We start from the raw sequence: 25379 nt of genomic DNA, 5'->3' as shown, positions 1-25379 counted from the left end.
TTTCGAGTTCGAGGTGGCCCGGACGACGCCGGAGTCTCGGCACTGTCCCTGGGCCGCGCCGAGTCTACTCCGCACCCGCCGGGGGCTTCCCGTGCGGTCGCTCCGCGCCCGCCGTACGCCCGCCGGGGGCACCGGCTCCTCCTCCGCCGGCCGCTCCCGCGTAGCGTGGAGCCATGTCGTCGGCCTCCCGCACCCCGGACGTCTTCCGCGAGGGCGTGTTCCTGCTGGCGGGCGCGCGCGCGATCCTCCTCCAGATCGCGCACCCGGCGGTCGGGCAGGGCGTCGCCGACCACTCCGACTTCGTGCACCGGGCCGTGAACCGCCTGCACGGGACGCTCTCCTACCTCTACGTCCTGCACTACGGCACTCCCGAGGACGTGCGCGCCGTCCGCCGCCGCGTGAACAGGGCGCACGTGCCCGTGCGCGGCCCCGGCTACACGGCCTTCGATCCGGAGCTGCAGCGCTGGGTCGCAGCGACGCTCACCCAGTCGATGCTGCAGCTCTACGAAGGCGCCTTCGGCGCGCTGAGCGAGGAGGAGGCGGACGACATCGTGCGCCGCTCCGTCGTCGTCGGCGCGGCCCTGCAGATGCCCGCGGACCTCTGGCCCGACTCCCGCACCGCGTTCGACGCCTACTGGGAGCGGGAGCTGGAGCGCCTCGAGGTCACGCCCGCGGCCCGCCGGGTCGCCCACGACCTGCTGGGCCCGAGCATCGCCGCCTGGTACCTGCGCCCGCTCGGCCCCTACCTCCGCCTGATCACCGCCGGTCTGCTCCCGGCGGCGCTCCGCGAGCCCTTCGGCTTCCACTGGACCGCACGGCAGGAGGCGCGGTTCGAGCGGGCGCTCTCGCGCACCTTCGCCGTCTACCGCCTGCTGCCCGCGACCGTGAGGACGGCTCCCAGCCGCTACTACCTCGCCCGGGTCCGACGCGACGCTCAGAAGCCGGCCACGACCTCCCAGCCCGCGTAGGCGGCGAGCTCCAGCCCGAGCGCCTGCGCGGCCGCACGCGCCTCGTCGATCCCGCGCTCGTCGCGCACGTCGACGGTGACCGGCACGCTGTCGCCGAACCCCGCGATCTCGACCCGCGCGCTCGTCGGACCGCTGTAGAGCGGAACGTGCGCGTCCGCGGTCCGCGCACCGACCACGCGCGAGCCGGTCGCCTCCGCGATCACCGCGAGGGCGAACGGAGCCGTCACCACCGCATCCGTGTAGAGCGTCGCCTCGCCGCGCATCGCGCCTCCCGTCGTCCGACCCGCGGAACCGGGCCGCAGCAGTCCGACTGTAGGCAGCCGCCCGCGCCTCCCGCACCCCCTTCCGCTCGGCGCCGGGATGCGCACTCCCCGCCCGTCCGTGCTGAACATCCGGTGCGGATCGCTCGACGCGGCCGCCCGGCGGATCTACGGTGAAGCACCCGGCATCCGCCGCGGCGGTCAACGACGACTGGAGCCTTGATGAGCATCACCGAACCCCGCACGGCCGAGGCCCCCGCCGCTCCCCCGCCCGCCGCCGGCTTCGGCACCCTCTCCGTCGCGGCCATCCTGGCGGAGGCGGCGCGGCGCACCCCTGACACGATCGCCATCCGCGTCGGCGAGCAGGCCGTCGACTACGCGACCCTCTGGCGGCAGACCCGTGCCTACGCCGGAGCCCTGCGCGCCCAGGGGATCGGACCGGGCGACCGCGTGGCCCTGCTCGTCCCGAACGTCCCCGACTTCCCCCGCGGCTACTTCGCCGTCCTCGCGCTCGGCGCCGTGGTGGTCCCCGTGCACGCCCTGCTCAAGCACGACGAGATCGCCTACGTCCTGCGCGACTCCGGAGCCGTCGCGCTCGTGTGCGCCGCTCCGCTGCTCGCCGAGGGGGCCGCCGGAGCGGACCTCGCAGACGTTCCCGTGCTGAGCGTGATGGTGCCCGACGGCACCGCCTCGCCCCTACCGCGCCTGGAGGACCTCGCCGCGGAGGCGACCCCGATCGACGGCTACGTGCCCCGCTCCCCCTCCGACACGGCGACGATCCTCTACACCAGCGGCACCACCGGCCGCCCGAAGGGGGCGGAGGGGACGCACTTCGCGATCGTCTCACAGTCGGACGTGCTGCTGATGAACACGTTCGACCTGCACCGCGGCGACGTGGTGCTCGGGGCGCTGCCGCTCTTCCACACCTTCGGGCAGGTCTGCGCGATGAACACGGCCTTCCGCACCGCCGCGACGGTCGTCCTGGTGCCGAAGTTCGACGGCGACGCCGCGCTCGAGGCGATGATCGCCCACGGCTGCACGGTCTTCGAGGGCGTGCCCACGATGTACGTCGCCCTGCTCGACGCCGCGACCCGGCGCGAGGACCGGCCGCCGCTGCGCTACGCGGTCTCGGGAGGCGCCGCCCTGCCCGTCGCCGTGATCGAGCGCTTCCGCGAGGTGTTCGGCGTCGAGATCTACGAGGGCTACGGGCTCACCGAGACCTCCCCGGTCGCCACCTTCAACCACGTCGGAGTCCCGCCGCGGCCGGGCACGGTCGGCACGCCGATCTGGGGCGTCGAGGTCGAGGTCGCCCGCCCCGACGTGACCGACCGCGTCGAGCTGCTCCCCCGGGGCGAGCTCGGCGAGATCGTGGTGCGCGGGCACAACCTGATGAAGGGGTACCTCGGCAACCCGGCGGCGACCGCGGAGGCGGTGATCGACGGCTGGTTCCGCACCGGCGACCTGGGCACGAAGGACGAGGAGGACTACATCCGCATCCTCGACCGCACGAAGGACATGATCATCCGCAACGGCTACAACGTGTACCCGCGCGAGGTCGAGGAGGTGCTGATCGGGCACCCGGCCGTGCAGAACGCGGCGGTCTTCGGGATCCCGGACGAGCGCCACGGCCAGGAGGTGATGGCCGCGGTGATCCTCGCCCCGTCGGCGACCGCCACCGCGGAGGAGCTGATCGCCTACGCCAACGAGCACCTCGCCGCCTTCAAGTTCCCCCGCCGCGTCGAGTTCGTCGACGCCCTCCCGCTCGGGCCCAGCGGCAAAATCCTCAAGCGGGAGCTCGTCGCGCGCTACGCAGGCTGACCACTTCCGCGAGATGCCACTCGGGTGAGCCCGCCACGGCGTGCCGCGCACCGGAGCGGCATCTCGCGGACGGCGACCAGAGGGCACACGGGAAGGGACGGACGTCAGCCGAGCAGTGACCAGACGGTCCCGGCGAGGACGGTGCCGACGGCGGCGCCCGCGAGGACCTGGGCGGGGGTGTGCGCACCGAGGCGCACCCTCGACCAGAGCACCCAGAGGACGATGGGCACGCTGATCAGCAGGGAGAGCGGTCCGTAGGCGATCAGCACGACGACGGCGCAGGTGGCGACCACCGCCGCGTGCCCGGACAGCTTCCAGACCAGGTTGACCACGCCGACGGCGAGCACCACGGCCACCGTCACCACGCCGAACGTGGTCACCGCGGCAGGAGCGCCGAGCACGGCGAGAAGCACCAGTCCGGCCGCGATCGACACCAGCGCCAGCGCGATCGGCAGCGCCCGCTCGCGCCGGTCGGGCACGTGATGGTCGCCGTGGATCCGGCCGGTGCGCATCAGCAGGCGGATGACGAGGTAGGGCACCACGCCGACGAAGAGCGCCGCGAGCGCTCCCCAGGCGACGCCGAGCAGGGGCGGATCCGCGACGCGCGCGCCGACCACGACCGGCACGAGCACCGCGAGGACCGCCGGGGAGAACACCTCCGTCGCGAGCCGCGCGGCCGCCGATCCGGCCGCCACCGGACTAGATCTTCTCGATCGGCGCGACCTTGATCAGCAGCTTCTTCGCGCCCACCTGGTCGAAGAGCACGTGCGCGACACGCTTCGAGCCCTCGCCCGTCACCGCGTTCACGCGCCCCTCACCGAAGTCGGTGTGCCGGATGCGGTCGCCCGCGATCAGCTCGAGGTCGCCGTTGTCGCGCACCATGCCGGTGATCCGGTTCGGGAACTCGCCCTTGGCCTTCGGCGCCGCGGCGAGCGCCTCCCGGAACTCGGTGTTCGATCGCGACTTGCCGAAGCCGGGCCGCTGAGCGTTCAGGGCCCGGGGCTGCGTGCCGCCGCGCGAGGTCGCCGCGCCGGGCGACTGGCGCCACTGGATCAGCTCTCCCGGGATCTCCTGCAGGAACCGGCTCGGCATCGCGACCGACGTCTCGCCGTACTGCGCGCGGGTCATCGCGAGCGAGAGGTAGAGGCGCTTGCGGGCCCGGGTGATCCCCACGTAGAACAGCCGCCGCTCCTCGGCCGGGCCGCCGGGCTCGTTCGCCGAGATGCGGTGCGGGAGCAGGTCCTCCTCGATGCCGGTGAGGAACACGGCGTCGTACTCGAGGCCCTTCGCCGTGTGCAGCGTCATCAGCGAGACGGTGCCGGAGTCGTCGTCGAGGTCGTCGGCCGCGGCGACCAGCGAGACCTCGGTGAGGAAGTCCACGAGCTCGCCGTCCGGGTTGTTGCGCGCGAACTCCTTGGTGACGGCGATGAGCTCGTCGACGTTCTCGGCGCGGGCCTCGTCCTGCGGGTCGCGGCTGGCGCGGAGCATGTCGAGGTAGCCGCTGCGGGTGAGGAGCGCCGTCAGCACCTCGTGCACCTTCGCCTCGCCGCCCTCCCGTGCGGGGTCGAGCATCAGCGCGCACTCGTCGAGGAGGGTCGCGAGGTCGACGATCGCCTTCGTCACCTTCGGGCCCATCCCGAGCGAGCCGGCGTTGCGCATCGCCTCCCGCAGGGTCACCGCGTTGGTGTCGGCGAACGACTGCAGCTGCGCCTCCGTCGCGGGGCCGATGCCCCGCTTCGGAGTGTTCATGATGCGCCGCAGCGCCAGCACGTCGGCCGGGTTCGCCACCGTGATCAGGTACGCCAGTGCGTCCTTGATCTCGGCGCGCTCGTAGAACTTCGTGCCGCCCAGGATCCGGTAGGGCAGCGCGGAGCGGATGAAGATCTCCTCCAGCGCGCGGGTCTGCGCGTTGGTGCGGTAGAAGACCGCGATCTCGTCGTAGCCGGTGCCCGCCGCGTGCAGGCGGGCGATCTCGTCGACCACGAACTGCGCCTCGTCGTGACCCGAGTACCCGGTGTAGCCGACGATCTTCTCCCCGTCGCCGCTGGAGGACCAGAGGTTCTTCGCGCGACGGTCGAAGTTGTTCGAGATGACGGCGTTGGCCGCCGAGAGGATGTTCTGCGTCGAGCGGTAGTTCTGCTCGAGCAGGATCACGCGGCAGCCCGGGAAGTCGCGCTCGAACTCGACGATGTTGCGGATGTCGGCGCCGCGGAACGCGTAGATGGACTGGTCCGAGTCGCCGACGACGGTGAGCGAGGCCCCCGGGATGGAGCCGTCGGCCGTGACCGGTCCGCGGTAGGGGCGGTCGAACTGCGCCGCGGCCATCGTCGCCGGCGGCACGGGCCGGGTCAGCTCGTGGATCAGCGAGTACTGGGCGTGGTTCGTGTCCTGGTACTCGTCGACCAGCACGTGGCGGAAGCGCCGCTGGTACTTCGCGGCGACGTGAGGGAAGGCGCGGAAGAGGTAGACGGTCTGCGCGATCAGGTCGTCGAAGTCGAACGCGTTCGCCCCCTCGAGCGCCCGCGAGTAGGCCCGGAAGACCTGGAGGAACATCTCCTCGTTCGGGTCGCTGAGGTTCGCGGTGCGGGCATAGGAGTCGACGTCGGCGAGCTCGTTCTTGAGCTTGGAGATCTTCGCGGAGGCGCTCGCGACGGTGATCCCGAGCGAGTCGGCCTCGAGGTCCTTCACAATGCGCTTGAGCAGGGCGCGCTGATCGCCCGAGTCGTAGATCGTGAACGACTTGGTCATGCCGAAGTTCTCGGCCTCGCGGCGCAGGATCCGCACGCACGCGGAGTGGAACGTCGAGATCCACATCCCCTCGGCGCTCTGCCCCACCAGCTTCTCGACGCGCTCGCGCATCTCGGCCGCGGCCTTGTTGGTGAACGTGATCGCGAGGATTTGGCTCGGCCAGGCCTCGCCGTTGCCCAGGAGGCTCGCGATGCGCCGGGTGAGGACGCTGGTCTTGCCCGAGCCCGCACCCGCGACGATGAGCAGCGCCTCTCCGCGGTACTCGACCGCCTCGCGCTGCTGGGGGTTCAGCCCCGCGACGAGCTGCTCGTGCGCCGGGTCGGTGCGGGGCGCGTCCCCGGGGCCGCCGGGGGGACCGACGATGACCGGGGTGGCGCGGGAGTCGCTCGGATCGAAGAGGAAGCTCATGTCCCTCCGAGTGTAGATCGCCCCTCCGACACCGGAGCGGTCAGGCGGTCCGCTGACGCGGCGCGGGCGAGGTGAGCGCCCCACCGACGTCCAGTCCGCGCCACGCGAGGGAGAAGCCGAGCACGGCGAGCGCCGACGTCGACACCGCCAGGAGCTGCAGGAGCGCGAAGGCGGTGAGGTCCTTCGTGTCGTCGGGGTAGTACTGGATGCCCTGGACGGCGAGAGCCGCGAGCAGCACCACCACGATCACCGAGCACACCAGGAGCAGCCGGTTCACCCCGCGCCGCGCGGGCCTCTTCGGCGCTCGGCCCACCTGGGCCCTGGTGGTCAGCCACGCGCAGGCGGCGGAGGCGGAGGCGAGCGCGACGAGGTCGGCCCCGAGGACGTCGCTCGCCCGGTGCCAGGAGGCGGCCATCGTCAGGTTGCCGACCAGCACCACGACCGCGCCGCCCAGCGCGAGCACGACGGTCCGCGCGCGCCCGGGGACGACCATCGCCAGGGCGAAGACCACCGAGACGGCCGCCGCGGTGTGCCCGCTCGGGAAGCTGCCGCCGGTGTACCAGGAGTCGGTGTCGACCAGCTCGGGCCGCTCGAGGACCACGTTCTTGAGCAGCTGGGTGAGCCCGGCCGTGACGACGATCGAGCCGACGGAGGCGACGGCCAGCGCCGGGCGCCTCCGGATCAGTGCGATCGCCGCGACGAGCAGGGCGCCGACGACCATGGAGAGCGGGGTGACGTCCGCGAGCGCCCCCGCGGCGGCGCCGGTGGCGCGGCCGAAGACGAGGTCGGCGCCCCGGAGCCCCGAGTTCTCGACGCCCTGGCCCTGAGGGGTGAGCACGGCGAGCCAGTAGACGACGGCGACGCCGATCACGGCGAGGACGGCGGTGGTGATCCAGCGGCGGGTGATGCGCTCTCGGGTGGACACGGGGCCTCCTCTCGAGGGACGGGCGGGCGGTGGTGAGCCGATGATGCCAGCGAAGCCTCCGCGTCCGCTCGGCACGCGCCGGAGGAGCGCCCGATCACGATCCGGGTTCAGCCGCGGAGCAGACGCTCCTGCTCGGCCGCCCGCGCCTCGATCGCCAGATCGGGCTGGTCGGCGAAGACGCCGTCCACTCCCGAGCGGAGGATCATCGCGAACTCCTCCTGCCAGCCGCCGTACTCCGCCGGGTCCTTCCCGCGGCGGTGCACCTTCTCGAGGAATCGGTTCTCGGCGCGCAGCGTCCAGCAGTAGACCTCGAGCCCGGCCGCGTGGGCGTCCTCGACGAGCGGACCGGTCCCCGTCGCCCGGCCGGCCGCGTCCCGCGAGAAGAGCATGCTCTTGTCGACGCTGATCCCGTCGACGGCTCCGGCGAGGTTCCGCAGTCCCGCCGGCGTGGTGAAGGCGGAGTAGGGGGCCGCGTCGGCGCCGTGGGCGGCCACGAGGTCGGGCGGGGCGCCCCGCGACTCGAGCAGGTAGATCCGGCGGGCGCCGACTCCGCTCACCGCGAGCCGCTCAAGCACGGTCTTCTCGAAGCTCTCGATCGTGAGCCGCGGGTCGCGCGGACCCCAGCCCGCGGCGGCGAGCTCCTCGCGCAGCAGCACGTCCAGCGGCAGCCCGATCCCGGCGAAGTACGTCGCGTGCTTGATCTCGGCGACGAGCCCCGGCGGAGCGAGCGGATCGTCCTCCGCCGCCCGGTCCAGCAACGCCAGCAGCTCGCTGAAGCGCAGCAGCGGGAACTGCCCGTCGAACGTGGCGCTGGAGCCGCGCACCGCCGGCAGCCGCTCCCGGGCCCGCAGTTCCGACAGCTCGTCCCAGGTGAAGTCCTCGGTGAACCAGCCGGTGATCTCGCGGCCGTCGATCCGCTTGGTGGTGCGGCGTGCAGCGAACTCCGGGCGCTTCTCGACGTCCGTCGTGCCGGAGATCTCGTTCTCGTGGCGGAGGACGAGCACGCCGTCGCGGGTCGCCACCAGATCGGGCTCGAGCGCATCGGCGCCCAGCGCGATCGCCAGCTCGTAGGCGGAGCGGGTGTGCTCCGGTCGGTAGCCGCTCGCTCCGCGGTGGCCGATGACGAGCGGTGACTGGCGCGCGGGCATGCCGCGATCCTACGGGCGGCTCTGCACGGCTCGCAGCGGAGTCGAGGTCCGCTCGAAGAGAACAGCCAGACTCTGAGAGGTGCTCTCAGATAAGGTGGTGTCCATCGTCGCAGTCCTCTCGGATCCGCGGCGCACCCCGCACCCACAGCGACTCAGATCCGCGAGTTCCCTCGGAGACCAGCGCACCTGAGAGAAGAGGAACCATGGCAAGCAACAATCCGGCCTTCGGACGCCCGGAGTTCAGTAACCGCGGCTACGCCGGCCGCGTGCAGGACCTCCCGGACGTCTCCCCCGGCACGCTCGACCAGATGTACTCCCGTCCGGCCGCCGGCTCCGTCGAGACCGACCGGATGACCGTCGAGGACACCCTCGCCAAGACCGCCCTCGCCTTCGTCGTGCTCCTCGCGGGTGCGGCCGTCGGCTGGTTCGTCCCGGGCCTGATGCTCCCCGCCGTGCTCGTCGCGCTGGTGCTGGGCATCGTCAACGCCTTCAAGAAGCAGCCGTCGCCCGCCCTGATCCTCGGCTACGCCGCGACCCAGGGCATCGCGGTCGGCGCGATCTCGAAGTTCTTCGAGAGCGCGTACGCCGGAGCGGTCGTCCAGGCCCTCATGGCGACCGTCATCGTGATCGGCGTCACCCTGGCGCTGTTCATGAACGGCAAGATCCGCACCTCGCCGAAGCTCAACAAGATCTTCTTCATCGGCATGATCAGCTACGCGGTGTTCTCGCTGGTGAACCTGGGCCTCGGCCTCTTCGGCGTCGGCGGCGGCTTCGGTCTCCGCACCGGCTTCATCGGCATCGTGATCGGCCTCATCGCCGTCGCGCTCGCCACGTACTCGCTCGTGATGGACTTCGAGTTCATCCAGCAGGGCGTGCGCAACCGCCTCCCCCGCATCTACGGCTGGACCGGCGCCTACGGCATCCTGGTCACCGTCGTCTGGATGTACCTGGAGATCCTGCGCCTCGTCGCGATCTTCCGCGAGTAGCACGGCGCACCACGTCCGACGGGCGCTCGACCTCCGGGTCGGGCGCCCGTCGTCGTTCCCGGCCCCAGCGCCGTTCCCGGTGCACTGCCGGGAGCGCCTGGCACGATGGAGGGATGAGTGCCGCAGACTCCCGGATCGTCGGCCTCGACGTCGCACGCGGCCTGGCCGTCCTCGGCATGTTCGCCGCCCACCTCGCCCCGGTCGAGAGCGAGATGCTCTGGAACGGCCGCAGCTCCGTCCTCTTCGCCGTGCTGGCGGGAGTGTCGATCGGGCTGATGACGGGCGGAGCACAGCGCTCCTCGCGGCCCTGGCACGACACGGGATCGATCCTGCTCCGCGGGCTGTACCTGCTCGTCATCGGCGTCGCCCTCACCCTGCTGGGGACGCCGATCGCGGTGATCCTGCCGCACTACGGGGTGATGTTCCTCGTCGCGGCGCTGCTGCTCTTCCTGCCGCGGGCGGTCCTCGCCCTGCTGGTCGCGGTCGCGGCGATCGCCGGGCCCCTCGCGGTCGACGCGCTGACGAGCGCCGGCGGCTCCTGGCTCTCGACCCTGTCGCCCGACGAGGCGCTCCTGGCCGCGCAGCCCCTCACCTGGCTCACCCAGTACTACCCGGTGCCGTCGTGGCTGGCGTACGTGGTGCTCGGCCTCCTGATCGCGCGCTGCGACATCCGGTCCGCGACCACCCAGCGCTGGGTCGTCGTCGGCGGCGCCGTCTCGGCCGTGCTCGGCTACGGCGGCGGGCTGCTGCTCGGGGGTCCGGAGGCGGTGGAGGCGCACGCCAGCACCACCGCCGAGCTCCTCGGGGCGGGCGGGGTCGCCTGTGTGGTTCTCGGCGCGCTGACGGCTCTGCTGCAGCGGCTGCCGCTCCTGGCACGGGCGGCGACTCCGATCGCGGCCGTCGGTGCGATGCCGCTGACGATCTACTCGCTGCAGCTCGTGGCGCTGGCGGTGTACCTGGTCCCGTACGAGCCGTTCGACTTCGGGTCGTGGCGCAGCTGGACGCTGCTCGGCGTCTTCGTGGTCGGCTCGATCGTCGCCGCTCTCCTCTGGAGGCGGCTCGTGGGGCAGGGCCCGCTGGAGTGGCTGCTCGCGCGCGCGTCGCTGCGGCCTCGGGGTCCGCGCGCGGCGCTGGGTTAGGGTGGCCGGATGATCACGCGTCGCGAGGCCGCTCAGCGCCTCGACATCCCCCTCGAGATGGCGACGCGGCACGGCATCCCCACCCGTCTGTCGGAGGAGGAGCTCGCCGCCCTCGAGCAGGATCCGCCCGCCTGGCTCGTCCAGTCGCGCGCGAACCGCACCGGCAGGCGTCCCGTGTGGGTGACCCTCGACTGCGCCGTCTGCGGCCGCTCCGAGGCCGCCCGCCCGAAGAAGTGGTGGCCCGAGTTCACGTTCCTCGTCTGCGAGGACCACTCCCCCGCCTCCTGGCCGCACCACCCCGAGGGCCACCGCCGCGACGAGTACGACGGCATCGGCACCCGCTTCATCGGCGTGCTCGACACCCCCGCCTGACCCGCGCTCGCGCGCCCGCCGCCTCCGCCTGCACCACGGCCCCCGGACCAGCGCAGACCCGCGTTCCCCGACCACCCGGCAGGAGCTCGCCTCTCGATCGGCACCCCCGGAACGTCCCCGCAGGGCCTCGTCCCGCTGACCGCCACTCGGAACGCCTCGCCAGGCACCGGTCAACCCCGACCGATCCCCCGGCCGAACCGCGGCCACCCGTTCCCTGAACAGCCACCTGAGCTCGTTCCCCGACCTGCATCCCGGGAACGGCCCCGCAGGGGCTCGTTCCCCTCTACCTGCACCCGGGAACGGCCCCGCAGGGGCTCGTTCCCCCACCCGCTCCCCTCAACAAGAAACGGCCCCCTTCGAAGGGAGCCGTTCCTGACGTTCCGCGGGTCTCCGCGCGGTCAGCTGCAAGGCGGAGAAGGGCGCGATACCGGAGGTATCGCAACCGCCGACAACGCCGCAGATGACCGTGCGGAGACCCGCGGAATCACTCCCACTCGATGGTGCCGGGGGGCTTGGACGTCACATCCAGCACCACCCGGTTCACGCCGCTCACCTCGTTGGTGATGCGGTTGGAGATTCTGGCGAGGAGGTCGTAGGGCAGGCGGGTCCAGTCGGCGGTCATCGCGTCTTCCGAGGAGACGGGGCGCAGGACGATGGGGTGGCCGTAGGTGCGGCCGTCGCCCTGGACTCCGACGGAGCGGACGTCGGCGAGGAGGACGACGGGGCACTGCCAGATCTCGGTGTCGAGGCCGGCGGCGGTGAGCTCGGCGCGGACGATGGCGTCGGCGTCCTGGAGGAGGTCGAGCCGCTCCTGGGTGACCTCGCCGACGATGCGGATGCCGAGGCCGGGTCCGGGGAAGGGCTGGCGGCCGACGATGACCTCGGGGAGGCCGAGCTCGCGGCCGATCGCGCGGACCTCGTCCTTGAAGAGGGTGCGGAGCGGCTCGACGAGCGCGAACTGCAGGTCCTCGGGGAGTCCGCCGACGTTGTGGTGGGACTTGATGTTGGCGGTGCCGGTGCCGCCGCCGGATTCGACGACGTCGGGGTAGAGCGTGCCCTGGACGAGGAAGTCGATCGTCTCGCCCTCGCCCTGCGCTTCGAGCACGAGCGCTTCGGCGGCGGCCTCGAAGGTGCGGATGAACTCGCGGCCGATGATCTTGCGCTTCTGCTCCGGGTCGCTGACGCCGGCGAGCGCGTCGAGGAACTGCTCGCGCGCGTCGACGGTGACCAGGCGGACGCCGGTCGCGGCGACGTAGTCCTCCTCGACCTGGCGGCGCTCGTCCTTGCGGAGGAGTCCGTGGTCGACGAAGACGCAGGTGAGCTGGTCGCCGATGGCACGGTGCACGATCGCAGCGGCGACGGCGGAGTCGACTCCGCCGGACAGGCCGCAGATGACGCGTCCGGTGCCGACCTGTTCGCGGATCACGGAGACCTGGTCGTCGATCACGTTGGAGGAGTTCCAGTCGGCCGGGATGCCCGCGGCGCGGTGGAGGAAGTTCTCGATGACGGCCTGGCCGTAGGCGGAGTGCTTGACCTCCGGGTGCCACTGCACGCCGTAGAGGCGGCGCTCGTCGTTGCCGAAGGCGGCGACCGGGGTGGAGCTCGTGGAGGCGAGGACCTCGAAGCCCTCGGGCGCCTGTGCGACCGAGTCGCCGTGGCTCATCCACACCGTCTGGTCGGCGGGCTGCTCGCCGAGGAGCACGCCACCGTCGGTCGAGAGGGCGGCGTCCGTCGCTCCGTACTCGCGCAGCCCCGTGTTGGCGACCTCGCCGCCGAGCGTCTTCGCCATCACCTGGAAGCCGTAGCAGATGCCCAGGACCGGGATCCCGAGGTCGAAGATCGCGGGGTCGAGCTGCGGGGCGCCCTCCTCGTACACGCTGGAGGGGCCGCCCGAGAGGATGATGCCGACGGGCGACTTCGCGGCGATCTCGGCGGCCGTGGCGTTGGAGGGCACGATCTCGGAGTAGACGTTCGCCTCGCGGACCCGGCGGGCGATCAGCTGCGCGTACTGCGCGCCGAAGTCGACGACGAGGACGGGCTGCGCGGCCAGGTGCGGCTGGGGAGCGGTGGGCTGCTCGCTAATGGGGGGCCTCCACGGAGTCGGTCGGGGTCTTCGGGTCGGTGCCGGCGGTCCGGCGCTCGAGGTACTGCTCGACCTCGCGGGCGATGCGGGTCTCGACGAAGAAGGAGAGGGTGGGCACCACGCCGCCGAGCGCGATGAGCACGAAGCGCGTGAACGGCCAGCGCATGAGGCTCCACAGGCGGAAGTCGGCGAAGAGGTAGACGACGTAGAACCAGCCGTGCGCGATCAGGATGCCGGTGGACAGGTTCGCGCCGGTGCCGCTCGACGTGAACTCGCCTCCGGGCACCTCGTACATCGGGGCGAAGTGCAGGACGCCCTGCTGGCCGAAGGCGAACAGCTCGAGGTGGAAGACGTACTTGAGCAGCATCTCCGCGCAGAGCAGGAGCAGCATCACGCCGGTGATGATCGAGGTCACCCGGTAGAAGCGCAGCGCGCTCCGGATCGCAGGGAACTGCGCGGGCTTGGGCTCGAGGGGCATGACGACCAGTTTACGGTGCGGGGGCGGGGGCCTCGGCCCGGTCGCCCAGGTCGGCGCGGGCGCGCTCCTCGGCGTCGAGCGCCTCCTCGGCCTCGCGCTCCCACGCGTCCTTGACGAGGCGGAACCAGAGGTAGAGGGCGAAGCCGGCGAAGACGACCCACTCGATCGCGTAGAAGACGTTGAGCCAGTTCAGCGAGACGTCGCTCACGCGCGCCGGGGAGTCGATGGCCTCGAGGCCGGCGACCGGCTCGTCGACGACGACGTAGCCCTGGTAGACGTCCTGGGGCGGGTCCGGCCAGCGGTTGATCAGCGCGGGGACGGAGAGCGCGGTGAGGGTGGCGGGGTCCAGGCCCTCCGCCGGAGCCTCCGCGGCCTCGTTGGCCACGAGGCGGCCGATGAAGGAGGAGGGCGCCTGCTCGCTCCCGCTGTTCAGCGCGTCCGCGACGGACTGCGCCTGCGCCTCGTCCTGCGTCCAGCCGTAGGCGAGCACCAGGTCGGCGTCGGCGGTGCGGGTGCGGGCGATGACCCACCAGCCCGGCTGCTCGCCGTTCAGGCGGCCGCCGAGGATCTCGGCACCGCCCGGCACGAAGACGGACGAGCCCTCCACGCGCTGTCCGTCGGCGGTCGCCGTGATCGAGCGGGAGGGGGTCGCGACATCGGCGAGCGGGAGCGTCGTCTCCGACACTCCGGAGTCGGGCGCGGCGGCCTCGACCGCGCGGCCGACCTGCCACTGCCCGAGCGCGGCGAAGAGTCCGGCGATCAGGAGTGCGAGCGCCAGCGCGGCGATCCAGCGCGGGCGCCGGGCCACCTGCCCGACCGTGCTCTGCGTCATTCGTCCCTCGTCCGCCCTCGATCCGTGCGGTGTCCCGCGGGCCGGATCGAGCCTAACCCGTGAGTGTGGGAGCTCCGTGGGATCAGTAGTCGGGCTCCCTCGGGCGGCGGGGCCGGGCGTCGTCGGCGCCGTCGGACTGCTGCATCGCCTGGTCGATGAGCGCCTGACGCATCGGATCGGGGAACTCGTCGTCGAGCTCGTCCGGCTCCGCGGGGCGCCTCGGAGGAGCGGGGGCCTCCTCCGCGGAGACGGCGGGCGCGGCCATCGCCGCCTCCACGAGCGCGAAGTCCTCCTCGTCCATGGCCGTGGCCGCTGCGGGTGCCGGGCGGTGCCGCCGCCGCGAGAGGAACGCGCCGATGCTCTCGGAGCGCGAGGCGAGGATCGGCCCGACGATCGCCATGATCAGCACGTAGAGGCCGGCGAAGGGCTGGATCCGCTCGTCGAGCCCCGCCGAGAGCGAGAGCGTCGCCAGGATGAGCGCGAACTCGCCGCGGTTGTGCAGGATGAACGCCGCGTTCAGGCCCGCGCGCGGTCCGAGCTTGTTGAGCCACGCGACGAACTGCCCCGCGCCGAGGTTCAGGACGATGGTCATCACCGCGGCGATCAGCACCGGGACCACGACGCTCGGGAACGCACCGGGATCCAGCCCGAGACCGAAGTTGACGAAGAAGAAGGCTCCGAACACGTCGCGCAGCGGGATCGCGATGTGCTCGACCCTCGACCGGAACCGCGTCGCTCCGATGACCAGTCCGATCAGGAATGCGCCGATGGCGTCCGTCACTCCGAGGACCTCGCCGATGCCGCCGAACAGGATGGCGAGACCGAAGAACAGGATCGTGAACAGCTCGTCGTCGCGAGTGCGGAAGAAGCGGGAGACGACCTTCCCGCCCCAGCGGGCGATCGCGAACATCACCACGAGGAACGCGAACGCGATGACGAGCTTGAGCACCACCGGCCACGGCTCCGTCTCGCCCGAGAGCACGACGGACACGATCGCCAGGTAGACCGCGATGAAGATGTCCTCGACGACCGTGACGCCCAGGATCATCGGCGTCTCGGGGTTCGCCAGGCGCTTGAGCTCGATCAGCAGCTTGGTGACGATCGCGCTCGAGCTCGTCGCCGTGATGCCGGCGATGATCAGCGCCTCGCGGCTCCCCCAGCCCAGCGCGAAGCCGAAGCCGAGGCCGACGGCCATGTTGACCGCGATGTAGGAGCCGCCGGAGAGGATCAGGCGGCCGGCGTTCCCGAAGAACTCGTCCTGGTCGAACTCCAGGCCGAGGTTGAACAGCAGGAGTATCAGCCCGAAGACCGCGGTCAGCTCGATGTAGCTCGACTCGAAGTCGAGCGGGAAGAGGTGGAAGTTCGGGCTCGCGAGGAGCCCGACGACCATGTAGATCGGGATGGCCGGGAGCCCGATCGTCCTCCCCAGCCGGCCGAGGACGTAGGCGACGACGAACAGGACGCCGAGGACGATGAGGTCTTCGCCGTGGTGCATCCTCAGGCTCCGGGCGGGGCGTCGACCGTCTTGGCGAAGCTGCCGGTGCGGAAGAACGCGAACGCCTTGGCGACCTTCTCGGGGCTGCCGGCGACCACGAGGGTGTCGCCGGGGAAGACGCGGAAGTCGGGGGCCGGCGCCGGATTGGCGGCGTCGCCCCGGACCACGGCGACGACGGTCAGCCCGACGATCCCGCGGTCGGCGGGCTTGCCGAGCTGCTGTCCGGCGATGTGGTCGTCGTAGTCGACGGTGAACCAGTCGATCGAGAGGCCCGGGATCTGGTCGAGCGCGGTCAGCGACTCCGTGATCTGCGTGCCGCCGAGCAGCTCGGCGAGCGTGTGCGCCTCGTCATCGCTCAGGCGGAGAGACACCTTGGCGCCGTCCTGGTCGCCCTCGGCGAACGTGATCAGGTCGCTGTGGCCGGAGCGGTGGGCGATGACGCCGACCTTCCCGCCGTCGGCCGTCAGGAACGTGTGCAGAACGCCGACACCGGGCAGTTTGACCCTGCGGACCTCGACCATGCGTGCTCCCTCCGCGCCGTGCGGCGCTCCCACTCGGGACTTCCAGCTTAGGCGCGTGCGGAGCCCTCCTGCCGAGGGAACCCCGACCCGTCGAGGGATCCCGCAGTTCCCGGCCGGCTCGGCGGTCCTGCGTCCCTCGCTGTCCACAGGGGGTGGGGGGAGTCTCCACAGAAGGAGCGGAGGGAGGGAAAGGGGGGCGGAAGCGTGCAGTGGGGATCTGTCGAGACGGGGCGTGCCGCCGGTCGGACGAGTCCGTGCGGCTGCACAGCGGTACGCGCGGACCGGCGAGTGGGCGAGGACCTCCGCGGACGAGCGGCAGCGGGCGCGGATCGACGCCGTGGCCGCGACCGGGAGCGCGCCCTTCGTCCTCCGCGAGTCGGCGGCGGCGGTCCGGGACCCCCCCCTGGTCGAGCCGCTCGCGGTGACCGTGCATGTCGAGGGGCGACGGACCTGGGCAGCCGGACGTGGAACGGCGTCGCGGAGCGCGCGTCCGCCCCCACCCGCACTGATCGACGGACTCGCCGTCTCGGATCTGGCGCAGACCGCCGTCGACCTGGACCGACCCGGCGTTCCTCCGGGACCGCTCCCGAGCTCGTGCTTCTCGCCGAGAAGCGCCGGGAGGACCGGCTCCGCGCGCGGGTCCGCAGCGTCGTCCGCTGGGCTGGCGCAGGGCCCACGACGCCAGCCCCCTGCTCATCCGGCCGGCCCGTCCCGGCGTCCGCCGCGTCGAGGGACCTCCGGCCCGTCGAGGGAGCCCGCTGTTCGCGGCGGCCTCGACGGTCCGGATCGCCTCGGTCGGTGAGCGTCAGCTGGGCTGGTACGGCGCGACGACGACCTCGACCCGCTGGAACTCCTTGAGGTCGGAGTAGCCGGTCGTCGCCATCGAGCGGCGCAGGGCGCCGATGAGGTTCGCCGTGCCGTCGGCGCCGGTTGCCGGACCGTAGAGGACCTGCTCGAGGGTGCCGACGGTGCCGACCTCGACGCGGCGGCCTCGCGGCAGCTGCGGGTGGTGCGCCTCCGCGCCCCAGTGCCAGCCGCCGCCCGGAGCGTCGGTCGCGCGCGCCAGCGCCGAGCCGAGCATCACGGCGTCCGCGCCCACCGCGACGGCCTTCACGATGTCGCCGGAGGTGCCGAGGCCGCCGTCCGCGATGACGTGCACGTAGCGTCCGCCCGACTCGTCGAGGTAGTCGCGGCGAGCGCCGGCGACATCGGCGACCGCGGTCGCCATCGGAGCCTGGATGCCGAGCGTCGTGCGAGTGGTGGAGGCGGCACCGCCGCCGAACCCGACGAGGACGCCCGCGGCGCCCGTGCGCATGAGGTGCAGGGCCGCGGTGTAGGTGGAGGCGCCGCCGACGATGACGGGCACATCGAGCTCGTAGATGAACTTCTTGAGGTTCAGCGGCTCGGTATCGCGCGAGACGTGCTCGGCCGAGACGGTCGTGCCGCGGATGACGAACACGTCGACCCCGGCGTCGACGACGGTCTGGTAGAGCTCCGCGGTCCGCTGGGGCGACAAGGCCCCGGCGACGGTCACGCCCGCGGCGCGGATCTCGGCCAGGCGCGCGGTCACCAGCTCGGGGCGGATCGGAGCGGAGTAGATCTCCTGCATCCGCTGCGTCGCGGTCTCGGCCGGAAGCCTGCGGATCTCCTCGAGCAGCGGCTCCGGGTCCTCGTACCGCGTCCACAGACCCTCGAGGTCGAGGACGCCCAGCGCCCCCAGATGCCCGAGCCGGATCGCCGTCGCCGGCGACACCACCGAGTCCATCGGCGCGGCGAGGATCGGCGTCGCGAACTGGTACGCGTCGATCGACCACTTCACCGACACGACCTCGGGGTCGCGCGTCCGGCGGCTCGGGACGACGGCGATGTCGTCGAAGGCGTACGCGCGGCGGGCGCGCTTGGCGCGCCCGATCTCGATCTCCATGACGCAGAGTTTACTGTGGCTCGCTCCTCGCTCCGCTCGTCGCTCGCCCGCGGTCGGCCCGAGCGGGCGGTCGCGTTCCGCAGAGCGGGTCGCGTCCGCGCTACGACGATCCGCTCGCACGCGGATCGCCGGTTACCGCTGAGCGGTGTCAGCCGTGGCTCGCTCCTCGCTCCGCTCGTCGCTCGCCCGCGGTCGGCCCCAGCGGATGGTCGCGTTCCGAAGAGCGGGTCGCGTCCGCGCTACGACGATCCGCTGGAGAGCGGATCGCCTGCTACCGCTCCTACCGGGCTCCTCACCGGGCCGCGATCGACGCGAGCGGGCGCACTCCACCAGCAGGTGAAGCTTGCGCGGCCGCCACCACGATTCGCTGCAACGCGGGAAGCCCGTCCCCACTCCGTCGCGCTCGCGCGCGGTGCATGACCACTCCCCCGCGACGGCACAGGCGGAAGCCTCCCCCCGCAGTCGCGGCGGCGCCTCGCGCCGCTCGCGCTGCGTCCCCCGCCCCTCAGCCGAGGACCGGCGCTCGTCTCCCGGAGGGAGGCGGCGGATCGGGATCGCGGCCCCTCCGGCGTGGTGGGCGTATGGGCCGCAGGCCCATCGGGCAGAGGGGCCGCGATCCCGATCCGCCGCCGGCCCCACCAGACCCCCTCAGCGCCGGTAGTTCGGCGCCTCCACCACCATCTGCACATCGTGCGGGTGCGACTCCTTCAGCCCGGCCGCCGTGATGCGCACGAACTTCCCGCGCTCCTTCAGCTCGGGGATGGTGCGCGCTCCGACGTAGAACATCGACTGGCGGAGCCCGCCGGCGAGCTGGTACGCCACGTTCGCGAGCGGGCCGCGGTAGGGCACCTGGCCCTCGATGCCCTCGGCGATCAGCTTGTCGTCGGTGGGCACGTCGGACTGGAAGTAGCGGTCCTTCGAGTAGGAGGTCCGCTCGCCGCGGGTCTGCAGGGCGCCGAGGGAGCCCATACCGCGGTAGGTCTTGAACTGCTTGCCGTTCTGGAACACGAGGTCGCCGGGGCTCTCCTCGCAGCCCGCGAGGAGCGAGCCGAGCATCACGGTGTCGGCGCCGGCGACGAGCGCCTTGGCGATGTCGCCGGAGTACTGGAGGCCGCCGTCGGCGATGACGGGGACGCCGGACTCGCGCGCGGCGAGGGACGCCTCGTAGACCGCGGTGACCTGCGGGACTCCGACGCCGGCGACGACGCGGGTGGTGCAGATCGAGCCGGGGCCGACGCCGACCTTGATGGCGTCGGCGCCCGCGTCGACGAGTGCCTGCGCCCCGGAGCGGGTTGCGACGTTGCCGCCGATGACGTCGACGCCGGCGAACGCGGAGTCGGACTTCAGGCGGCGGATGATGTCGAGCACGCCGGCGGAGTCGCCGTTGGCGGTGTCGACGACGATCACGTCGACGCCCGCGTCGAGCAGGGCGGTGGCGCGCTGCCAGGCGTCGCCGAAGAAGCCGATCGCGGCGCCGACCCGGAGGCGGCCCTCGTCGTCCTTCGTGGCGTTGGGGTACTGCTCCGACTTGTCGAAGTCCTTGACCGTGATGAGGCCGGCGAGCTTGCCCTGTGCGTCGACCAGCGGCAGCTTCTCGATCTTGTGCTGCGCGAAGAGGGCGATGACCTCGCTGTCGGGGATCCCGACGCGGCCCGTGATCAGGCCGGTGCTGGTCATCACGTCGCGGACGAGCGTGGTCGCCTTCTCGAACGGCGAGACGAAGCGCATGTCGCGGTTGGTGATGATGCCCACGAGCACGCCGGTGGAGTCGACGACGGGGAGGCCGCTGATCCGGTACTGGCCGCAGAGGTCGTCGACCTGGGCGACGGTGGCGTCCGGGGTGGTGGTGACGGGGTTCGAGACCATGCCCGACTCGCTCCGCTTCACCCGGTCGACCTGGTCGGCCTGGTCGGCGATGGAGAGGTTGCGGTGCAGGACGCCGAGGCCGCCCTGGCGGGCCATCGCGATCGCCATGCGCGCCTCGGTGACGGTGTCCATCGCCGCGGAGAGCAGCGGGGTCGCCACGCTGATGCGCTTGGTGAGACGGGAGGCCGTGTCGGCCTCGCTCGGGATGACGTCGGTGTGCCCCGGGAGGAGCATGACGTCGTCGTAGGTGAGTCCGAGGAATCCGAAGGGATCCGGCTGGTCCATCAATGCCCCTTAGCAGGTCGAGTGCGGGAGCCCGGAGAGGACGGGAGGAGTCCGCTCACGAGCGCCACGGTTGTTCGATCTTAAGCGCCGTGAGGCTCGCGGTATTCCTCGACGGCGCGGCCGCCGGGCCGCGGATGGGCGCTGGAGCGCTCTCCTCTCCCTCATAATGTCGTCACGCGTAAGTGCGGACGGTGAAACACCGCCGACACATGCGGAACGTATGGTCAACCAACGTTGTTTGACGACGGCGATTCGGGCGTGCCCGGAGACCCCATCCGTCTGTGCACCCTGACGAGAGGTAGACGTCTTGCTCACAGCCAGCCGTTCGATGCGCCGCCAGCGCTCGACGACCCTGCATCCGACGGACCGGGAGGCGCCCCGTGGATAGGAGACGCCCGAGGCTCCGAGACCGGCTCCTGGCCCTGGGTCTGCTCGCCGCGACCCTCACCGGGATCGCCGCGGCGGCCCCCGCCGCACTCGCCGCCACCACCGCCGACCAGTCGATCATCGCCTGGGTCCGCGTGCAGGGGACGAACGAGAACCTGACGGGGGTGACCGTCGAGATCGGCGGCGACGCCTCCGCGACCGTGACCACCGGCGAGGACGGCCGGGCCACGTTCCCCCTCGACGCCGCGGGCACCTACACGGTGACCGTCGACGAGGAGTCCCTGCCCGTCGACAAGGGCTACCCCGCCGCGGGTCAGAACCCGAAGCAGGTGAAGATCGTCGCCTCGCAGAACCAGATCGTGAACTTCATCGTCTCGACGGCCAACCCGAAGGGCTCCGGAGCGACCGTCCCGGTCCCGACGGACTCCGCGGCTCCGACGAGCCCCGCGACCGAGGGCACGACCGGCAACGACGCGACGAACCCCGACGGCACGTCCAACGCGGTGAACCAGCCGGTGTCGGCCGACACGTTCTGGATCATCTTCTGGCCGAAGGTCGTCACCGGACTGATCTTCGGGCTCCTGATCGCCCTCGCGGCGATCGGCGCCTCGCTGATCTACGGCGTGACCGGCCTGAACAACTTCGCCCACGGCGAGCTGGTCACCTTCGGCGCGCTGATGGCGTACCTCTTCTCCGGGGTCTTCGGACTCCCGGCGCTGCTGGCCATCCCGATCGCGGTGATTCTCGGCGGGGCCTTCGGCTTCGTCCAGGACGGGCTGCTCTGGAAGCCGCTGCGGAAGAAGGGCATCCAGCTCATCCCGCTGATGATCGTGACGATCGGCCTCTCGCTGGCCCTGCGCTACGTGTTCGTCTTCTTCTTCGGAGCCGACCGCCTCTCGCTCCCCAACAGCACCGCTCCGTTCTTCACGGTGCCGGAGCTCGGGATCAGCCTGAAGTTCACCGACATCGTCGGCGCCGTCGTCGGCGTCGTCTGCATCGTCGCCGTGGCCTACGTCCTCACGAAGACGAAGATCGGCAAGGCGATGCGGGCGGTCTCGGACAACCGGGCCCTCGCCTCCGCCTCGGGCATCAACGTTGAGCGCGTCATCCGCGTCGTCTGGGTGATGTCGGGCGCTCTCGCCGCGCTGGCGGGCGTCTACATCGGCTACTACCAGTCGCTGCGCTGGGACACGGGAGCGTCGATCCTGCTGCTGATCTTCGCGGCGATCACGCTCGGCGGACTCGGCTCCGCCTACGGCGCGCTGGTCGGCTCGCTCATCATCGGACTGATGATGAACATCTCGACGATCTGGATCCCGGAGAACCTCAAGTACGTGGCTCCGCTCGTTCTCATGATCATCATCCTCCTGGTCAGGCCGCAGGGAATCCTGGGCCGCAAGGAACGGATCGGCTAGGACACCATGAACCTCAACTTCATCTGGCTGGCGATCGGGCAGATCGTCGATCCCACTGTCGCCGCGTACGCGCTGGCGACCATCGGCCTGGTCATCCACTTCGGATTCACGGGGCTGCTCAACTTCGGACAGGCCGGCTTCATGGCAGTGGGCGGCTACGCCTTCGCCATCACCTCGGTCAAGTTCGAATGGCCCGTCTGGGGCTCCTTCCTCGCGACGATCGTCGCGGCGACCGTCTTCGCGCTCATCCTGGGCATCCCGACGCTGCGGCTGCGGGCCGACTACCTCTCGATCGTCACGATCGCGGCGGCGGAGATCATCCGGCTCTCGGTCAAGACCCCCGAGTTCTCGGCGATCACCGGCGGCTCGGAGGGCATCAACGGCGCGGCGAAGGCGTTCAACGACCTCAACCCGCTGCCCGAGGGCCGCTGGGGCATCGGCGTGCTCACCTACAGCCAGGACCAGTGGTGGGTGCGGATCGTCGGCTGGGGCCTCGTGCTCCTGGCCTGCCTCCTGGTGTTCCTCCTGATGCGCAGCCCCTGGGGCCGCGTCATCAAGGGCATCCGCGAGGACGAGGACGCCGTGCGCTCGCTCGGCAAGAACGTCTTCTCGTACAAGATCCAGGCGCTCATCCTGGGCGGCGTGCTCGGAGGCCTCGCAGGAGCGCTGTTCATCCTCCCCCGCTCGCTCCAGCCCGACAACTACGGCACCCAGCTCACGTTCTTCCTCTACACGATCATGCTGCTGGGCGGCGCCGCGACGGTCTTCGGACCCGTCGTCGGCTCGATCATCTTCTGGGTCGTCCTCGGTCTGACCGACGGACTGCTCACGCTCGGGATCGACACCGGGGTCCTCAACAACGACCTCATCCGCCTCACCACCGTGCAGACCGGACCCATCCGGTTCATCGTGGTGGGGGTAGCCCTCATGCTCCTGGTGATCTTCAGACCCCAGGGGATCTTCGGCAAGAAGAAGGATCTGCACTTTGCCTAAGACGCCGGTCTCGGACATCACCGAGGAAGCAATCGTCCCCGGGGTCAGGAAGAAGGACCCCATCGTCGTCGCCGACAACGTCAGCCGCCGCTTCGGCGGCCTGACCGCGGTCGACGTCGAGCACCTCGAGATCCCCCGCGGATCCATCACCGCCCTGATCGGCCCGAACGGGGCCGGCAAGACCACGTTCTTCAACCTGCTGACGGGCTTCGACAAGCCCAACACCGGCAAGTGGAACTTCAAGGGCAAGAACCTCGCCAACGTCCCGGCCTACCGGGTGTCGCGGATGGGCATGGTGCGCACGTTCCAGCTCACCAAGGCGCTCGGCGGCATGACGGTGCTCGAGAACATGCTGCTCGGCGCGAAGGGGCAGAAGGGCGAGAACATCTTCACCTCGCTCATCCGCCCGCTGTGGTCGAAGGAGGAGGACTCGATCGAGCAGCGCGCGATCCGCCTGCTCGAGAAGTTCAAGCTGGACACCAAGCGGGACGACTACGCGTCGAGCCTGTCGGGCGGCCAGAAGAAGCTGCTCGAGATGGCGCGGGCGCTGATGTCGGAGCCCGAGCTCGTCATGCTCGACGAGCCGATGGCCGGCGTGAACCCGGCGCTGACGCAGTCGCTCCTCGGTCACATCGTGAACCTGAAGGACGAGGGCATGACCGTGCTCTTCGTCGAGCACGACATGCACATGGTCAACACGATCGCCGACTGGGTGATCGTGATGGCCGAGGGCAAGGTCGTCGCCGAGGGCCCGCCCTCGACCGTGATGAACGACCCGGCCGTCATCGACGCGTACCTCGGCGCGCACCACGACACCGACCTGGGCACGATCGAGGGCCAGCTCGAGATCGCCGAGGAGATGGACTCCGACCTCGTCCGCGAGGACGTGGAGCGGCAGGCGGATAAGGCCGGCATCCCGACGCCCGGCCACGACGCTCCGGCGGCCGGAACGGCGTCCCCGTCGGCCTCCGCGCCGACGAGCGTCGCCCCGACGACCGACGCCCCGGCCGTCGAATTCGAGAAGGACGAGAGATGACCGCCGACACGACGACTCCGAACACCCTCGAGACGCACGATCTGCACGCGGGCTACGTGCCGGGGGTCAACATCCTCAACGGCTCGAACGTCTACGTGAAGCGCGGCGAGCTCGTCGGGATCATCGGCCCGAACGGTGCAGGCAAGTCGACGCTGCTGAAGGCGATGTTCGGCCTGGTCAACATCCGCCAGGGCACCGTCCTGCTGAACGGCGAGGACATCACCGGCCTCAAGGCCGACAAGCTGGTGTCCAAGGGCGTGGGCTTCGTGCCGCAGAACAACAACGTCTTCCCGTCGCTCACCATCGAGGAGAACCTCGAGATGGGCATGTACCAGAAGCCGAAGCTGTACAAGGAGCGGCTCGAGTTCGTCACCGAGCTCTTCCCGGAGCTCAGCAAGCGGCTCAAGCAGCGCTCGGGGTCGCTCTCGGGCGGTGAGCGCCAGATGGTGGCGATGTCGCGGGCTCTGATGATGGACCCGTCGATGCTGCTGCTCGACGAGCCCAGCGCCGGCCTGTCCCCGATGCGGCAGGACGAGACGTTCGTCAACGTGCAGCGGATCAACCGCGCGGGCGTCTCGATCATGATCGTCGAGCAGAACGCGCGGCGGGCGCTGCAGATCTGCGACCGCGGCTACGTCCTCGATCAGGGCCGCGACGCCTACGAGGGCGCGGGCCGGGAGCTGATGAACGACCCCAAGGTCATCGAGCTCTACCTGGGCACGCTCGCGACGACCAACGAGGTCACCACGAGCACCCCGACCGTCGGCGGCTGATCCCCGCTGCGAAGGGCCCGTCGTCTCCGGACGGCGGGCCCTTCGTCGTTGCCGGGGCGCGGATCGGGCGCGAGCGGGGCCGAGGGGCCGGGGCGGCTCCGGGGCGGAGGCGGGGCCGCTCGCCCAGGGCGCCGGGCGGCTCGGAGACCACTCCGAGCAGGGCGGGAAGGCAGGCGGCTCGGTGCCCGGAGATGCGCCGGCACGGGGTACCGGAGAAGGGAGGCGAGGGAGCCGCTCTCCCGGCGCGGACACGCCTTCACCGGTCTCTCCGCGATGCCCGCCGAACCCCCGGCAAGTCGGCGGAACGACGGTCTGGACACTCGGTCTCCTGTCCGCGGGACGAGGGCAGGACAGCGAGAGTCTCTCCGCACCAGCGACCCCCACGAGGGGGACAGGATATCGCCCTGCCTGCCGTAGTTTTGGGGACACGGGACAGCCCTGCAGGGGGACGTCCCGCTCCCCTCTCCCCCGGTAGGGACCGCGATCGGTCGCCGATCTCCTCCCCTCCCCGCAGCGCCT

21 protein-coding genes are annotated in these 25379 nt (G+C 71.3%); 9 read left to right on the top strand and 12 right to left on the bottom strand.

The features are described 5' to 3' along the window. Window positions 1–173 precede the first annotated feature (173 nt). Window positions 174–968, top strand: a complete 795-nt coding sequence (locus C5C55_RS12845) for an oxygenase MpaB family protein (RefSeq protein WP_104234175.1) — start codon at window positions 174–176, stop codon at window positions 966–968. Here C5C55_RS12845 and C5C55_RS12840 read toward each other — a convergent pair. Beyond that, on the bottom strand, window positions 935–1231 hold the full coding sequence (locus tag C5C55_RS12840) for a hypothetical protein (RefSeq protein ID WP_104224926.1): 297 nt from the start codon (window positions 1229–1231) through the stop codon (window positions 935–937). The two genes, C5C55_RS12845 and C5C55_RS12840, sit on opposite strands and share 34 nt — an antisense overlap. A gap of 219 nt (window positions 1232–1450) precedes the next feature. Between C5C55_RS12840 and C5C55_RS12835 the strand changes: the two genes are divergently transcribed. Then, window positions 1451–3046: a long-chain fatty acid--CoA ligase gene (locus C5C55_RS12835; protein ID WP_104234174.1), complete on the top strand. Its 1596-nt coding sequence runs from the start codon at window positions 1451–1453 to the stop codon at window positions 3044–3046. Between the two features lie 104 nt (window positions 3047–3150). Here C5C55_RS12835 and C5C55_RS12830 read toward each other — a convergent pair whose 3' ends face one another. The 4 genes from C5C55_RS12830 to C5C55_RS12815 form a co-directional block, all read right to left on the bottom strand. Further along, complete coding sequence (locus tag C5C55_RS12830; RefSeq protein WP_104227299.1) at window positions 3151–3741, bottom strand: phosphatase PAP2 family protein; 591 nt, start codon at window positions 3739–3741, stop codon at window positions 3151–3153. A gap of 4 nt (window positions 3742–3745) precedes the next feature. Further along, window positions 3746–6202, bottom strand: a complete 2457-nt coding sequence (locus C5C55_RS12825; RefSeq protein WP_104234173.1) for an ATP-dependent helicase — start codon at window positions 6200–6202, stop codon at window positions 3746–3748. A gap of 40 nt (window positions 6203–6242) precedes the next feature. Then, complete coding sequence (locus tag C5C55_RS12820; protein ID WP_104224743.1) at window positions 6243–7127, bottom strand: phosphatase PAP2 family protein; 885 nt, start codon at window positions 7125–7127, stop codon at window positions 6243–6245. Between the two features lie 107 nt (window positions 7128–7234). Beyond that, on the bottom strand, window positions 7235–8275 hold the full coding sequence (locus tag C5C55_RS12815; protein ID WP_104234172.1) for a glycerophosphodiester phosphodiesterase family protein: 1041 nt from the start codon (window positions 8273–8275) through the stop codon (window positions 7235–7237). A 203-nt stretch (window positions 8276–8478) separates the two neighbouring features. Here C5C55_RS12815 and C5C55_RS12810 point away from each other — a divergent pair, with 203 nt between their 5' ends. The 3 genes from C5C55_RS12810 (at window position 8479) to C5C55_RS12800 (ending at window position 10772) form a co-directional block, all read left to right on the top strand. After that, the gene (locus C5C55_RS12810; RefSeq protein WP_104224741.1) at window positions 8479–9261 is read left to right on the top strand and encodes a Bax inhibitor-1/YccA family protein; all 783 of its coding nucleotides are present in this window, start codon (window positions 8479–8481) and stop codon (window positions 9259–9261) included. Window positions 9262–9374: 113 nt separating this feature from the next. Continuing rightward, a complete protein-coding gene (locus C5C55_RS12805) occupies window positions 9375–10400 on the top strand; it encodes a DUF418 domain-containing protein (RefSeq protein WP_104234171.1) in 1026 nt (341 codons plus the stop codon). Between the two features lie 9 nt (window positions 10401–10409). Then, window positions 10410–10772: a DUF5997 family protein gene (locus tag C5C55_RS12800; RefSeq protein WP_104224739.1), complete on the top strand. Its 363-nt coding sequence runs from the start codon at window positions 10410–10412 to the stop codon at window positions 10770–10772. A gap of 484 nt (window positions 10773–11256) precedes the next feature. Here the strand turns inward: C5C55_RS12800 and guaA are convergent, their stop codons facing one another. The 7 genes from guaA to guaB all read right to left on the bottom strand — a co-directional run bounded on the left by guaA (window position 11257) and on the right by guaB (window position 20256). Next, window positions 11257–12822 (bottom strand): glutamine-hydrolyzing GMP synthase, encoded by a 1566-nt coding sequence (gene guaA / locus C5C55_RS12795; protein WP_104234170.1) that lies wholly within the window; start codon window positions 12820–12822, stop codon window positions 11257–11259. A gap of 28 nt (window positions 12823–12850) precedes the next feature. Continuing rightward, on the bottom strand, window positions 12851–13333 hold the full coding sequence (locus C5C55_RS12790; protein WP_104234169.1) for a DUF3817 domain-containing protein: 483 nt from the start codon (window positions 13331–13333) through the stop codon (window positions 12851–12853). A gap of 10 nt (window positions 13334–13343) precedes the next feature. Continuing rightward, complete coding sequence (locus tag C5C55_RS12785) at window positions 13344–14165, bottom strand: SURF1 family cytochrome oxidase biogenesis protein (RefSeq protein WP_104234168.1); 822 nt, start codon at window positions 14163–14165, stop codon at window positions 13344–13346. A gap of 82 nt (window positions 14166–14247) precedes the next feature. Continuing rightward, complete coding sequence (locus C5C55_RS12780) at window positions 14248–15660, bottom strand: cation:proton antiporter (RefSeq protein WP_104234167.1); 1413 nt, start codon at window positions 15658–15660, stop codon at window positions 14248–14250. Between the two features lie 2 nt (window positions 15661–15662). After that, entirely contained in the window at window positions 15663–16181 is a 519-nt protein-coding gene (locus C5C55_RS12775; protein ID WP_068256939.1) for a cation:proton antiporter regulatory subunit, read from the bottom strand. An 805-nt stretch (window positions 16182–16986) separates the two neighbouring features. Then, a complete protein-coding gene (locus tag C5C55_RS12770; protein ID WP_104224734.1) occupies window positions 16987–18105 on the bottom strand; it encodes a GuaB3 family IMP dehydrogenase-related protein in 1119 nt (372 codons plus the stop codon). Between the two features lie 648 nt (window positions 18106–18753). Then, complete coding sequence (gene guaB, locus C5C55_RS12765; protein WP_104224733.1) at window positions 18754–20256, bottom strand: IMP dehydrogenase; 1503 nt, start codon at window positions 20254–20256, stop codon at window positions 18754–18756. 380 nt (window positions 20257–20636) lie between these two features. Here guaB and C5C55_RS12760 point away from each other — a divergent pair, with 380 nt between their 5' ends. From C5C55_RS12760 to C5C55_RS12745, 4 genes are read left to right on the top strand one after another with little or no spacing between them, the layout of a single operon-like run. Then, the gene (locus C5C55_RS12760; protein ID WP_104234166.1) at window positions 20637–22058 is read left to right on the top strand and encodes a branched-chain amino acid ABC transporter permease; all 1422 of its coding nucleotides are present in this window, start codon (window positions 20637–20639) and stop codon (window positions 22056–22058) included. Between the two features lie 6 nt (window positions 22059–22064). Further along, window positions 22065–23051, top strand: a complete 987-nt coding sequence (locus C5C55_RS12755; RefSeq protein WP_104224731.1) for a branched-chain amino acid ABC transporter permease — start codon at window positions 22065–22067, stop codon at window positions 23049–23051. Next, window positions 23044–24087, top strand: a complete 1044-nt coding sequence (locus C5C55_RS12750) for an ABC transporter ATP-binding protein (RefSeq protein WP_104234165.1) — start codon at window positions 23044–23046, stop codon at window positions 24085–24087. The genes C5C55_RS12755 and C5C55_RS12750 overlap by 8 nt, the downstream gene beginning before the upstream one ends. Further along, window positions 24084–24860 (top strand): ABC transporter ATP-binding protein, encoded by a 777-nt coding sequence (locus tag C5C55_RS12745; protein ID WP_104224729.1) that lies wholly within the window; start codon window positions 24084–24086, stop codon window positions 24858–24860. Before C5C55_RS12750 ends, C5C55_RS12745 begins: the two co-directional genes overlap by 4 nt. Window positions 24861–25379: the final 519 nt, after the last annotated feature.

Origin of the sequence: Rathayibacter sp. AY1C2, from assembly GCF_002931195.1 — a bacterium.
Taxonomy (GTDB): domain Bacteria; phylum Actinomycetota; class Actinomycetes; order Actinomycetales; family Microbacteriaceae; genus Rathayibacter.
This window is presented reverse-complemented; position numbering and strand designations above follow the sequence as displayed.

Coding starts and splice junctions, on each gene's coding strand:
- C5C55_RS12845 (WP_104234175.1), top strand. CDS start 174: ATGTCGTCGGCCTCCCGCACCCCGGACGTCTTCCGCGAGGGCGTGTTC.
- C5C55_RS12840 (WP_104224926.1), bottom strand. CDS start 1,231: ATGCGCGGCGAGGCGACGCTCTACACGGATGCGGTGGTGACGGCTCCG.
- C5C55_RS12835 (WP_104234174.1), top strand. CDS start 1,451: ATGAGCATCACCGAACCCCGCACGGCCGAGGCCCCCGCCGCTCCCCCG.
- C5C55_RS12825 (WP_104234173.1), bottom strand. CDS start 6,202: ATGAGCTTCCTCTTCGATCCGAGCGACTCCCGCGCCACCCCGGTCATC.
- C5C55_RS12815 (WP_104234172.1), bottom strand. CDS start 8,275: ATGCCCGCGCGCCAGTCACCGCTCGTCATCGGCCACCGCGGAGCGAGC.
- C5C55_RS12810 (WP_104224741.1), top strand. CDS start 8,479: ATGGCAAGCAACAATCCGGCCTTCGGACGCCCGGAGTTCAGTAACCGC.
- C5C55_RS12805 (WP_104234171.1), top strand. CDS start 9,375: ATGAGTGCCGCAGACTCCCGGATCGTCGGCCTCGACGTCGCACGCGGC.
- C5C55_RS12800 (WP_104224739.1), top strand. CDS start 10,410: ATGATCACGCGTCGCGAGGCCGCTCAGCGCCTCGACATCCCCCTCGAG.
- C5C55_RS12790 (WP_104234169.1), bottom strand. CDS start 13,333: ATGCCCCTCGAGCCCAAGCCCGCGCAGTTCCCTGCGATCCGGAGCGCG.
- C5C55_RS12785 (WP_104234168.1), bottom strand. CDS start 14,165: ATGACGCAGAGCACGGTCGGGCAGGTGGCCCGGCGCCCGCGCTGGATC.
- C5C55_RS12780 (WP_104234167.1), bottom strand. CDS start 15,660: ATGCACCACGGCGAAGACCTCATCGTCCTCGGCGTCCTGTTCGTCGTC.
- C5C55_RS12775 (WP_068256939.1), bottom strand. CDS start 16,181: ATGGTCGAGGTCCGCAGGGTCAAACTGCCCGGTGTCGGCGTTCTGCAC.
- C5C55_RS12770 (WP_104224734.1), bottom strand. CDS start 18,105: ATGGAGATCGAGATCGGGCGCGCCAAGCGCGCCCGCCGCGCGTACGCC.
- guaB (WP_104224733.1), bottom strand. CDS start 20,256: ATGGACCAGCCGGATCCCTTCGGATTCCTCGGACTCACCTACGACGAC.
- C5C55_RS12755 (WP_104224731.1), top strand. CDS start 22,065: ATGAACCTCAACTTCATCTGGCTGGCGATCGGGCAGATCGTCGATCCC.
- C5C55_RS12745 (WP_104224729.1), top strand. CDS start 24,084: ATGACCGCCGACACGACGACTCCGAACACCCTCGAGACGCACGATCTG.